This is a genomic window from Acidocella sp. (genome assembly GCF_013044125.1).
Taxonomy (GTDB): Bacteria; Pseudomonadota; Alphaproteobacteria; order Acetobacterales; family Acetobacteraceae; genus Acidocella.
Genome location: NZ_JABEVC010000130.1, coordinates 1 through 10,836, shown reverse-complemented (window position 1 = coordinate 10,836; position 10,836 = coordinate 1). Strand labels below are relative to the sequence as shown.

Annotated in this window: 13 protein-coding genes and 1 tRNA gene; 3 read left to right on the top strand and 11 right to left on the bottom strand. The window is 65.6% G+C overall.

The features are described from left to right. Window positions 1-22 precede the first annotated feature (22 nt). Window positions 23-97: transfer RNA gene (locus tag HKL97_RS08365), tRNA-Lys, on the top strand. Window positions 98-193: 96 nt separating this feature from the next. Here HKL97_RS08365 and HKL97_RS08360 read toward each other — a convergent pair. The 9 genes from HKL97_RS08360 to HKL97_RS08320 all read right to left on the bottom strand — a co-directional run bounded on the left by HKL97_RS08360 (window position 194) and on the right by HKL97_RS08320 (window position 8,428). Continuing rightward, the gene (locus tag HKL97_RS08360; protein ID WP_291424293.1) at window positions 194-733 is read right to left on the bottom strand and encodes a hypothetical protein; all 540 of its coding nucleotides are present in this window, start codon (window positions 731-733) and stop codon (window positions 194-196) included. A 66-nt stretch (window positions 734-799) separates the two neighbouring features. Then, window positions 800-1,411: an endonuclease/exonuclease/phosphatase family protein gene (locus tag HKL97_RS08355; RefSeq protein WP_291424290.1), complete on the bottom strand. Its 612-nt coding sequence runs from the start codon at window positions 1,409-1,411 to the stop codon at window positions 800-802. Beyond that, window positions 1,395-2,810: a phosphatidylserine/phosphatidylglycerophosphate/cardiolipin synthase family protein gene (locus HKL97_RS08350; RefSeq protein WP_291424288.1), complete on the bottom strand. Its 1,416-nt coding sequence runs from the start codon at window positions 2,808-2,810 to the stop codon at window positions 1,395-1,397. The genes HKL97_RS08355 and HKL97_RS08350 overlap by 17 nt, the downstream gene beginning before the upstream one ends. A gap of 50 nt (window positions 2,811-2,860) precedes the next feature. Next, the gene (locus HKL97_RS08345) at window positions 2,861-3,379 is read right to left on the bottom strand and encodes a hypothetical protein (RefSeq protein WP_291424286.1); all 519 of its coding nucleotides are present in this window, start codon (window positions 3,377-3,379) and stop codon (window positions 2,861-2,863) included. Window positions 3,380-3,579: 200 nt separating this feature from the next. Beyond that, the gene (locus HKL97_RS08340; RefSeq protein ID WP_291424284.1) at window positions 3,580-4,908 is read right to left on the bottom strand and encodes an NRAMP family divalent metal transporter; all 1,329 of its coding nucleotides are present in this window, start codon (window positions 4,906-4,908) and stop codon (window positions 3,580-3,582) included. A 220-nt stretch (window positions 4,909-5,128) separates the two neighbouring features. Further along, the gene (gene panB, locus HKL97_RS08335; protein ID WP_291424282.1) at window positions 5,129-5,905 is read right to left on the bottom strand and encodes a 3-methyl-2-oxobutanoate hydroxymethyltransferase; all 777 of its coding nucleotides are present in this window, start codon (window positions 5,903-5,905) and stop codon (window positions 5,129-5,131) included. After that, entirely contained in the window at window positions 5,902-6,369 is a 468-nt protein-coding gene (locus tag HKL97_RS08330; protein ID WP_291424280.1) for a CinA family protein, read from the bottom strand. The genes panB and HKL97_RS08330 overlap by 4 nt, the downstream gene beginning before the upstream one ends. Next, entirely contained in the window at window positions 6,366-6,812 is a 447-nt protein-coding gene (locus HKL97_RS08325; protein WP_291424278.1) for a phosphatidylglycerophosphatase A, read from the bottom strand. The genes HKL97_RS08330 and HKL97_RS08325 overlap by 4 nt, the downstream gene beginning before the upstream one ends. 44 nt (window positions 6,813-6,856) lie before the next feature. Next, complete coding sequence (locus HKL97_RS08320; protein WP_291424276.1) at window positions 6,857-8,428, bottom strand: lytic transglycosylase domain-containing protein; 1,572 nt, start codon at window positions 8,426-8,428, stop codon at window positions 6,857-6,859. Window positions 8,429-8,504: 76 nt separating this feature from the next. Here HKL97_RS08320 and dapA point away from each other — a divergent pair, with 76 nt between their 5' ends. Continuing rightward, entirely contained in the window at window positions 8,505-9,383 is an 879-nt protein-coding gene (gene dapA, locus HKL97_RS08315; RefSeq protein WP_291424274.1) for a 4-hydroxy-tetrahydrodipicolinate synthase, read from the top strand. Continuing rightward, the gene (gene smpB / locus HKL97_RS08310; protein ID WP_291424272.1) at window positions 9,380-9,871 is read left to right on the top strand and encodes an SsrA-binding protein SmpB; all 492 of its coding nucleotides are present in this window, start codon (window positions 9,380-9,382) and stop codon (window positions 9,869-9,871) included. The genes dapA and smpB overlap by 4 nt, the downstream gene beginning before the upstream one ends. 35 nt (window positions 9,872-9,906) lie before the next feature. Here smpB and HKL97_RS08305 read toward each other — a convergent pair whose 3' ends face one another. Beyond that, a complete protein-coding gene (locus tag HKL97_RS08305) occupies window positions 9,907-10,536 on the bottom strand; it encodes a uracil-DNA glycosylase (protein WP_291424270.1) in 630 nt (209 codons plus the stop codon). Next, window positions 10,533-10,836 (bottom strand): NYN domain-containing protein (locus tag HKL97_RS08300; RefSeq protein WP_291424268.1); only part of this gene is annotated, 304 nt, incomplete at its 5' end. The genes HKL97_RS08305 and HKL97_RS08300, both read right to left, overlap by 4 nt.

The following is a 10,836-nucleotide window of genomic DNA, read 5'->3' as shown; positions in this document are numbered from 1 at the left end:
TCTGGTTCACCCCCTGCACGGAGAGCCTGTAGCTCAGTGGTAGAGCATTCGACTTTTAATCGAATGGCCGTGGGTTCGACCCCCACCGGGCTCACCAATATTTCCAACAAATTATGCGAATGGCGCCGATGGTTAAGTCGTCAGGGTTTATAATTCAGAGCCCGCTGGCATTGTCAGCCTGAGCCACGGGGCTTCAGCCCCGCCGCCTGAACCCCAGCTTCATCGCCAGCACCTGGCGGATCGCGGCAAAGCGCCGCACAACCCCGGCCCGGCTGCGCCGCAACAGGCGCATCGCCAGCTCCCGGCCAGGCCTTATTTTCTCCAGCACCCAATCGCGCCCGCGCAGCGCCTGCCGGTGCACCACGGCGAACCAGCCGATGGAGAGCAGCTTGCGCTCGCAGCTCTGGTAGATCCAAACGACCATCAGCGTGGCGCTGCCTTTAATCACGATCCCCGCCAGCATCGCGGCCGCCCACTCCCCGCGCGTGATCAGATAAGCCGCCCAGAACCCGCCGATATGGCTTAAAATTTCGGGCACCAGAAACAGCGGCAGAATAACCGGGGCGGGCAAGGCCACAAGCTGCTTCTGTAAGGCCCTTACCGGCCAGGTCCGCGAAACCTGCCGCAGCAGCGCCGTGGCCCCGTTCCAGAAAATCTCCTCGATGATCACATACAGCAGGGCAGGGGGCAGCAGCAGCACATCCCGCAGCTGTCTTACCCATTTGCGCCGCATCAACCCATTTTTCCGGTAAGCCCGCCGCGCATCACTCATGTGTGTGTGTAGCCCATGCCGGGGCGCTCAACCAGATGCCAGCACAACCAGCAGTGGCCGGTGGTCGGAAGCCCCTTGCTCCAGAACCTCCGCCCTGGTGCAGCGCAACCCGCGCACGAAGCAGCGGTCCAGCCGCAGCGGCAGCACGCCGCTCATCCTGTGCGTCGCAATCCGCGCGCCCACATCCTCAAACCCCGGCAGCAGCGGCGCGCCCAGCAGGTTGCAGTCGCCCAAAATCGCCGCCTGGGGCGGCAGCACGCCGGCAATGCGCCGTAACTGCCGCCGGTTGAGCAACTGCCCGTGCGAGAGATGCACATTGGCGACGCTGAAACCGCCGAGGTCGAGTATCTGGCACACCCGCCGCACCAGCATGCCGCGCTGCAAGGCCAAACTCCCCGCCGGCGCATGAAATGGGCGCTTGCTCCAGGCCGCCAGCCCATGGTGGCGCCCCGGCAGCGCCACGCGCGCATAATGCCCGCCCAGCTGCTCCGGCAGATCGTCGATCCCCGCCGCCGCCTCCTGCATCAGGCATAAATCAGGGTCGTGGCGCTCGATCAGCGCGCGCACATGCGCGGCCTCGGCCCCCACGGAATGCAGCAGATTCCAGCTGATGATCCTGAATTCAGCGGGCGGCATCATTCCGGCTCGCCCACCACAGCCTCACGCCCCGCACCACCAGCCCCACACCGGGCCAAAGCGCGAAGACCGCGACCGCCCAGGCGACCAGCCGCGGCAGAAACACCGCCATGGCCCCGAGCAGCAGCAGGACCAAACCACCGCCCAGCACCACGAGTGATTCCGTGGGGTCAAGCTGGCGACGCCGGGTGAAGGAGGCGCTCAGCGTGCTGCCCAGGCCGATGGCGCCCGAGAGCAGCCGCCCGGCCTTGGCGGGGGTGCGCTCCTGCGCATGGCCATCGGGCGCCACCGGCCTTGGTATGCCGCTGCGCCCGCGCGCCAGCACCACCTCGGTCGCGTTGGTCATGTCCGCCTCGTACATCGCCTCCATCTGCGCTGCCAGCGCATGGTCCTTTATGGTCACGTCCAGTTCCCGGTTGGTAATCCAGCTCGCCAGATTGGAGTTGCTGGACCCGATCCGGCTCCAGCACCCATCCGCCACGGCGGTCTTGGCGTGCAGCATCGGTCCGTTCCACTCAAACACCCGCACTCCCGCTTGCAGCAGCGGGCGGTAGGCTGACTTCGAGAGCGCCCCCACCAGTGGCCAGTCGCTGGAGCCCGGCACCAGCAGGCGCACATCCACCCCCCCGCGCGCCGCCCCGGCCAAGGCGCGCACATAGGCGGTGGTGGCGACAAAATACCCGTCCGTCAGCCAGAGCCTGCGCTCCGCGATCTCCGCGATGAGCTGCTCCAGCCGGTACAGCCCCAGGCTATCGGGCCGCCCCGCGATCACTGATACCTCCACCCCGCCTGGCCGCGAATCGGCAACAGGCGCCGCTTCCACATCGCGTTGCGGCAGCCCGGCGGCGGCCTCCCAGCTGTCCACGAACGCGGCCTCCACATAAGCCACAGCCGGCCCTTCGATCGCCACCGCCGTATCGCGCCATGGCGGCATGGCGCGCGCCGCATCGCCGTACCAGTCATCGCCGATGCACAAGCCGCCGGTAAATGCGCTCTCCCCGTCCACGCACAGCACCTTGCGGTGGTCCCGGCTGATCCAGCGCAACGGATGCAGCGGGTGCGGCGGATTATACACCCGCACCCTCACCCCGCCCGCGCGCAAGCGCTGCCAGAAGTCCGGGCGGGTCCGGCGCAGGCAGCCGAGCCAGTCATACAGCACCCGCACCGCCACACCGCGCCCCGCCGCAGCGATCAGCGCCTGGGCGAACGCAGCGCCCATGGCGTCGTCCTGGATGATGTAATTCTCCAGCCAGACATAACGCTTCGCCGCCCCGATCGCCTCCAGCCAGGCGCCGAATGTCTCCGGCCCGTCGCGCAGCAGCCGCACCTGGTTCCCCGCCGCATGCCGCGCCTCGGCGACACGGCGGAAATCCTCGGCCAGCAGCGCGTCAAGCAGCTCCATGCTTCACTTTCCGGGCTTCACTTTCCGGGCTTCACTTTCCGGCCGCCCGTTCAGGCCGGCATTTCATGCACATGCACATCATGGCCGCCCTGCGCGCGCAGAATCTCCAGCGCCTTCTCCTCCAGAGCCGCCTCGCGTAGGCTCACCCATAGCACCAGCCCGCCGCGTTCCAGCTGCTCCTTCACCCGCGTGGCATAATGCCGGTGGATCAATCCGCCCAGCGCGGCGCCCAGCACAAACCCGCCGCCCGCCGCGATCACCGCCGGCAGGGCCACGGTGGCGCCGGTGAACATCAGCCCACCGATGGCGGCCAGCGCGGGCGCGGGCAGATAGGTGGCCTCCAGCCGCGAGATCCGCGAATAAAACGTATCGCGCGGCGCCGCCGGATCGTCCTCAACCTCCTTGACGAGCTGATAACGGTGGCCAAGCTTTTGCTCCACCGCCTCCTCGCTGGCCAGCAGCGAGAACGCCGCGCGGTCAAACCCATGCGTTTCCAGTGTGAACACCGCCGCGTCGAGCGTCTCGGCGGAATCGAATACGGCAACGGCTTCCCGGTAAGTGGCTGACATGGTGTTGTCCCTCCTGTGTGGTTCCGCCCGTGTCCCGATTCTAAAGTCCGTAACATCAAAACATCTTCCCTCGCGGGACACGAACGTTTTGTTTTCAGTGTCCTGCTTGTCCCTTCCGTCCGCTGCGAGATGCAGCGGACTTCAGGGGCAGGACACTAGCCTGACACTGCACCCGTTTCCCGCCCAAGCAAACCCCGCTTTCAGGGCAGCAATGTGGCGAACATTCCCAGCGCGCACAGCCCCATGATGGCAAAGGTCAGCCACACCAGCGTCCGCGATACCCGGCCGCCCCGGTTTGCCCCCAAAATCTCACGGCTGGCATTGATCCGCGCGATCATGAACAGCAGCGGCACCGCGGCGATGCCGTTGAACACGGCGGTGAACACCAGCGCCTTCATCGGGTTGATATGCGTGAAATTCAACAGCAGGCCGACCCCCGTTGAGACGATGATGACCCCGTAAAACCCGCGCGCCTCGCCAAACTTGCGTGATAATCCCTCCCGCCATTGGAAGGCCTCCGCCATCGCATAGGCCGCCGAGCCGGCCAGCACCGGAATCGCGAGCAGCCCCAGGCCAACCACCCCCACGGCGAATAAATCGCGCGCCACCTGGCCGGAGTTGGGGAAGGAGCGCACCAGCGGCTCCAGCGCCGCCGCCGCGTCGGCCGCCGTGGCGATATTCGTGATCCCGTGGCGAAACAGCACCGAACCCGTGGTGATAATGATGAACCATTGCGCCAGCTCGGCGAAAACCATGCCGGTTGCCGTGTCGATACGCATGTTGCTGAGAAAATCCCAGGGCAGCCGGGGTTGTCCGTCATCCCCGCTCGGCACCCCCTGGGCGATCTCCTCCTCGACCTCCTCGGATGCCTGCCAGAAAAACATATAAGGCGAGATCGAGGTGCCGAACACGCCGGTGACGATGAAAAGAAACTGAAACGAGAATTCCACATGCGGAATCACGGTGGCGCGCAAAATCTCAGCCCATGGCTCGCGGATCATGAAAGCCGTGGCCGGATAGGCCAGCAGCGCCAGCGCCAGCCACTTCAGCGCCTTCGCATAGGTTTTGTAGCTGATCTGCACCTCCAGCGTGACCACGATCACCGTGGTCAGCACCGTGAACACCCAGAGTGGCGCGCGCACCACCAGCTGCGAGGCCGCCGCCACCGCGCCAATATCCGCGCCGATGTTGATGGTGTTGGCCACCACCACGAGCAGCACCATCACAACCAGAATGGGGCGGCTGTAATGCTGGCGGATCACCCCGGCCAGGCCCTGGCCGGTCACCGAGCCGATCCGCGCGCAGCATTCCTGCACCGCCACCATCAGCGGTATCTGGTAAAGTGCCGTCCAGAGCTGGCCAAAGCCGAACTGCGCGCCGGTCTGAGAATAGGTGGCGATGCCGGAGGGATCATCATCCGCCGCGCCGGTGATCACCCCTGGCCCCAGCAGCCTGATGAACCGCCGGAGAGCGCCCGCGGGGCGGGGAGCCTCGGGCGGCGTATCGGGTGTTTCGGTGAATTGGTGCACAGGCCCCCGCAATCTGTCCGGATGCAAGAGGTTAGACTGCAATCCGGCTGATCAGTCCACCATCAGCGGGCACCCGCGGCTGAAAGTTCATCGGACCAGCGCGTTCTGCCGGGCACTTTAGAGTGCGATCGTTTGAGGTTCGCTCAGCCGAGCGATCCGAAAGCGTGAATCGCCCTCAGAAAAATGGCTAGAGCCTGATCACACTGAAACCAATCAGGCTCTAAACCGGGAACTTCCCGTCGCGCACGTCAGCCGCGTAATCGCTCAGGGCTGCCTGCATCAGTGCCGCGCCGTTCACATACTGGCGGGCAAACCCCGGCGCGCGGTCCATGTTCAGCCCGAGCACGTCATGCAGCACCAGCACCTGGCCATCCGTGTCCGGCCCCGCGCCAATGCCGATCGTCGGCACGCTCAGCCGCCGGGTGATTTCGGCCGCCAACTCGCTGGGAATTGCCTCCATCAGCACCATGCGCGCGCCCGCCTCCTCCAGCGCCAGCGCCTCCTCCAAAATCCGCGCCGCCGCTTCCTGCGTTTTGCCCTGACGCTTGAACCCGCCCAGCTGGCGCACATGCTGCGGCGTCAGCCCGATATGCGCGCAAACCGGGACTGCCCGCTGCGAGAGATATCTCACCGTCTCCACCATCGGCATTCCGCCCTCCAGCTTCACGATATCCGCCCCCGCCTTCAGCAGCTTCGCGGAACTCGCGAATGCCTGCGCCGGTCCTTCCTCGAAACTGCCAAACGGCAGATCCGCCATCACCAGCGCGCGCGCCACGCCCTTCGCCACAATGCGCGTATGGTAGAGCATCTGTTCGAGCGAAACCCGCAGCGTATCGGCGTCGCCGGCCACCATCATGCCCAGCGAATCGCCCACCAGCACCGCATCCACCCCGGCCGCCTCCGCGAGGCGCGCAAAGGGGTAATCATAGGCCGTGATCATGCTCATCTTGCGGCCCTCGCGCTTGGCCTTTTCCCATACGCCCAAATTCTTGCTCATGCGTGCGCTCCTTCGCTCAGCAGTTCCAGGGCGAATGCCACACTCGCCTGCCGCACCTCGCCGCGGCCGCCGCTGAAAACCTTATGATAAATGGTGACGCCGCTGGCCATCGCCAGGCCAAACCACACCGTCCCAACGGGGGTGAGCGCGCTGCCGCCGTCCGGCCCCGCGATCCCGGTGATTGAGACCGCCAGATCCGCCCCGGATTTCTCCCGCGCCTCCACCGCCATGCACCCCGCCACCGCTTCCGATACCGCGCCAACCTCCGCGATCAACTCATCAGGTACGCCCAGCATCTGCGTTTTCGCCGCGTCGGAGTAGGTGACAAACCCATGCGTGAACACCGCTGAGGCCCCCGGCACGGCGGTAATCGCCGCGGCGAGCAGCCCGCCCGTGCAGCTTTCCGCCGCGGCTATACGCAGCCCCTTGGCCTTGCAGACCTCCACCAGCCGCGCCGCACTCATAGCGGCAGCACCAGGCGCAGCAGCGCCACCGCAACCGCCGCCATCACCCCGGCAATCAGGTCATCGCCCATCACGCCGTATTCATCATGCCGCGCATCGGCCCAGCCTACCGGCCCGGGCTTGAGAATATCGAACAGCCGGAACAGCGCGAAACTGAAAACCATCCCCATAAACCCCACATGGCTGAGCAGCAGCAGCGGAATCATCTGCCCGGCGATTTCGTCCACCACAATCCATTTCGGGTCCTGCGCGGCCATGCCCGTGGCGCGGATTGCCTCCACCCCCACCACGCTGAACACCACGATCCCCAGCAGCAGCGGCAGATGCCCATATTGCAGCAGCACCGCGCCGATCGCCAGCCCAACCAGCGAGCCAAACGTGCCTGGCGCCGTGGGTGCGTACCCGGAGCCAAAGCCGGAGGCGAGAATCGTCCAGAAGTTCATTTTCGTATCCAGGGGCTAGTGTCCCGATTCTACAGAAATCAGGCTCAAAACGGGAAATCCGCAGAGCCGGTAAGCTGTGCCCGGTATATGGTAATGCTCTCGACCACCCGCTGCACATAATTGCGCGTCTCGTTGAAGGGAATTTCCTCCACCCAGTCTATCATATCGGCCCCGCCCGGGTTCGCGCCCAGCTCCGGGTCGCCGTATTCGGTGAGCCAGTTGGCCACATTGGTCGGCCCGGCGTTATACGCGGCGATCGCCAGCGGCAGGCGGTTGCCGAATTGGCGCACCAGCCCCGCGAAGTAGGCACTTCCCAGCATCATGTTCTGCGCCGGGTCGAACAGGTCGTCATCGCTCAGCCCGTATTTGCGCGCCGTCATCCTTGCCGTGGCCGGCATCAGCTGCATCAGCCCCACCGCCCCCGCGCCGGAGACCACCCCGGCATCAAAACTACTTTCCTGGCGCATGATGCCATCGGCCACAGCCGGTTCCAGCGGGCCCTGCGGCGGTGTCACGGCCAGCGGCCAGCCCTCGCGGATCAGCATCTGTCCGTCGCTGCCGGCGGTGCGCGCAATGGCCACCGCGCTCTGGGGAATCCCCAGCCCCAGCGCCAGCTTCGCGGCCATCTCGCGGGTGCGGTCGTCAATCGCCACCTGGCCCAGCCGGTTCAGAAATATCGAGGCGTCCCTGGTGTCGTCCATCTGTACCAGCAGCGCCGCGGCGCGCGGCAATTCCATCAAGCCAAAATCCAGCGCATCGGCGGCGCTGAACGTGGGTTCGCCCGCGCTTAAAATCCGCGCCGCCAGCTGCTGCGGCGTATCACCCAGGGCGATCGCGGCCAACTGCCCGTAATATGTATCGGGATACTGCGCCGCGCGGGCAAAATCCGCCTGCGCCTGCGCCCCGCTCTGGCTGCGCCCCAGCCAGTACCAGGCACGCCCTTGCGTAATCACCGAGGGTGAGAGGCTGGCCAGATTGGTGAACCAGATCGCCGCCTGTTCGGGCTGTTTCAGGAACCGGAGTTGTAAAAACCCGGCCAGAAAATCCCGGTCCTCCACCTGTTCCAGCGCATAGAGGCCATCGGCAGGCGGGTTCACGGCGGTCACCACGGCATAGGCGTCCTTGGCATCGCCCGCCGCCAGCAGCGCCCGCGCCAGCGCGTTCTGCGCCGGCCAGAACATCAGCTGCTGCTCAAAATCCGCCGCTGCCGCCGCCGTCTTGCCCTGCGCCACCCACAGCGCCGCGGCCTGGGCATCCTGCCCGGCCGCGTGCAGCGCCTTCACCTGCACCAGAAAATCGGGCACCTTATTGGCCATGCTGGGGGACTGCGTACCCGCCGCCTGCGCCTGGCGCAGCGCCAGCAGCCCTTGTTCCGGCCAGTCGGGATTCGCGGCGATAAACGCGCGAATTTCATCGGCCGTGCCGCCGCCCGGGTCTAGCAGCTTGAAAAATGTCACGAGTTTCACCATCAGCGGGTCGCCGGTGGCAGCCGCCAAATCCCGCGCCGCGCCAAAATCGCCCGCCTTCACATCCGCCATAATTTGCGGTGAAGCCGGGGTTTGCGCGAAACCCAGAACCGGGACGAGGGTAATCAGCAGGGCGGCCAGATATCTCATGCGCGCTCTTGTAGCATCTGGCGGCTTGCAGGCTACCCCCGGGGCGATTACGTCTCATCCTCAGCAGGAGTAGATAATGTTTCATGGCTCATTAACCGCTTTGGTGACGCCGATGCACGCTGACGGCAGCATCGACGAAGCCGCCTATTCGCGTCTGATCGACTGGCAGATCGAGCAGGGCACGCAGGGCATCGTCCCCGTGGGCACAACCGGGGAATCCCCCACGCTCTCGCATGACGAGCACAAGCGCGTGGTCGAACTCGCCATCGCCGCGGCGCGGGGCAGGGTGCCTGTCATCGCAGGCGCCGGCTCCAATTCCACCGCCGAGGCCATCGGCCTGGCCGCCCACGCCAAGCGCGCGGGCGCCGATGCGGTGCTGGTTGTCACCCCCTATTACAACAAGCCGACCCAGGAAGGCCTGTTCCGCCACTACATGGCGATCGCGGATTCGGTGGACATCCCTCTGTTCATCTACAATATCCCCGGCCGCTCGGTTATCGACATGTCAGTGGAAACCATGTCCCGCCTCGCCGCGCATAAAAACATCGTGGGCGTGAAGGACGCGACCGCCAATCTCGCCCGCCCGCTGCACACGTTGCGCGCCTGCGGGCCTGAGTTCATCCAGCTTTCCGGCGAGGATCATACGGCCCTGGCCTATCTCGCCGCCGGCGGGCGCGGTTGCATCTCGGTCACCGCCAACGTCGCGCCCAAGCTCTGCGCGCAACTGCATGCCGCCTGGGCGCACGGCGACCTCAAGGAAGCCATGGCCATCCAGATGCGCCTGCTGCCCTTGCATGACGCCATGTTCTGCGAGAGCAACCCCGGCCCGGTTAAATACGCAGCCTCCCTGCTTGGCTTTGGCGCCAACACGGTGCGCCTGCCGCTGGCCGAGGTCACCGCTGAATCCGCCGGGCGCATCAAGGCGGCGATGCTGGAAGTGGGTCTGCTCACTTGAGCGCCAACGACAAGGAAAAGAGCAAATCGGGCTATATCTCGCACGGGATCGCCTCGCAGAACCGCAAGGCCCGGTTTGACTATAAAATCCTCTCCACCATCGAGGCCGGGATCGTGCTCAAGGGCGTCGAGGTGAAATCCCTGCGCCTGGGCCGCGCCACGTTGAGTGAAGCCTGGGCCGGCGAGCGTGACGGTGAACTCTGCCTCTTCAACGCCTACATCCCCGAATACCAGGGGGGCGTGCTCTCGCGGTTTGACGTGCGCGGCACCCGCAAACTCCTGGTGAAGAAAAAGGAACGCAACCAGATCTTTGGCGCCATCAACCGCGAAGGCGCCACCGTCGTCCCGCTCGACATTCATTTTAACCCGCGCGGTCTGGCCAAGGTGACGCTGGGCATCGCCGAGGGCCGCCAGAAACACGACAAACGCCACGCCATCGCCGCGCGCGACTGGCAGCGCGATAAAGCCCGGCTGCTGCGCAACAAGTAGGGCGGGTCGGCGCGGCATAACCCGCCACCCGGCCTCTACCCCTGCAAAAAACCCTTTATATCCCCGACCACCTTCTCAAACATCGCCGCGTTCAGCCGCTTCGTGCTCGTGTTGTAACGCGAGACATGGTAGCTGTCCGCCAGCAACAGCCCGGCGCGCGGCTCATGCAGCGCGCCATGCGCGAACACATGCCCCGCGGCTTTCACCCCCAGGGCCTTCAGCGTCATCAGGTGCGAAATCCCCCCCAACGCCAAAATCGCCCGCAGCTGCGGCATCGCCGCAATTTCGGCCTGCAAAAACGGGTTGCAGCTCGCCTTGTCCGAGGTCTCGACCTTATGCTGCGGCGGCGCGCACCGCACCGCATTGGTGATCCGGCAGTTCACCAGCACCAGCCCGTCATCGGCCCGCTCCTGGTATTCGCCCCGGGCGAAGCCGAATTTCACCAACGTATTGTACAGCAGCACCCCGGCATAATCCCCGGTAAAGGGCCGCCCGGTCCGGTTCGCCCCATTCACCCCCGGCGCCTGCCCAACCACCAGCAACGCCGCGTCCAGCCCGCCGAAACTTGGCACCGGCGCGTTGAACCATCCAGGTTCGCGCGCCCGGTATTCCGCCCGGTACGCCACCAGCCGCGGGCAGCGGGGGCAATCGCGCTCCGGCGTCAAGCGGGGTCTTCCTCCCGGCTCGCCGCCCGCCCGCGCGCTTCCGCCGGCTTGCGGGTGAACTCAGCCGCAATCTCCGAGAGTTCGGCAAACTGGTCCGCCTGGCGGCGCAGTTCGTCGGCGATCATCGGCGGATTGGTCTTGATCGTCGAAATCACGCTCACCCGCACCCCCTTGCGCTGCACGGCCTCCACCAGACGGCGGAAATCCGAATCGCCCGAGAACAGCACGGCATGGTCGATCTTCGGCGCCAGCTCCAGCATGTCGATCGCCAGCTCGATATCCATATTGCCCTTTATCCGC

What these genes read in the sequence shown, in the direction of transcription:
- HKL97_RS08345 (WP_291424286.1), bottom strand. Translation starts at nt 3,379, where the DNA reads ATGTCAGCCACTTACCGGGAAGCCGTTGCCGTATTCGATTCCGCCGAG.
- HKL97_RS08350 (WP_291424288.1), bottom strand. Translation starts at nt 2,810, where the DNA reads ATGGAGCTGCTTGACGCGCTGCTGGCCGAGGATTTCCGCCGTGTCGCC.
- dapA (WP_291424274.1), top strand. Translation starts at nt 8,505, where the DNA reads ATGTTTCATGGCTCATTAACCGCTTTGGTGACGCCGATGCACGCTGAC.
- HKL97_RS08330 (WP_291424280.1), bottom strand. Translation starts at nt 6,369, where the DNA reads ATGAGTGCGGCGCGGCTGGTGGAGGTCTGCAAGGCCAAGGGGCTGCGT.
- HKL97_RS08320 (WP_291424276.1), bottom strand. Translation starts at nt 8,428, where the DNA reads ATGAGATATCTGGCCGCCCTGCTGATTACCCTCGTCCCGGTTCTGGGT.
- panB (WP_291424282.1), bottom strand. Translation starts at nt 5,905, where the DNA reads ATGAGCAAGAATTTGGGCGTATGGGAAAAGGCCAAGCGCGAGGGCCGC.
- HKL97_RS08355 (WP_291424290.1), bottom strand. Translation starts at nt 1,411, where the DNA reads ATGATGCCGCCCGCTGAATTCAGGATCATCAGCTGGAATCTGCTGCAT.
- HKL97_RS08360 (WP_291424293.1), bottom strand. Translation starts at nt 733, where the DNA reads ATGCGGCGCAAATGGGTAAGACAGCTGCGGGATGTGCTGCTGCTGCCC.
- HKL97_RS08325 (WP_291424278.1), bottom strand. Translation starts at nt 6,812, where the DNA reads ATGAACTTCTGGACGATTCTCGCCTCCGGCTTTGGCTCCGGGTACGCA.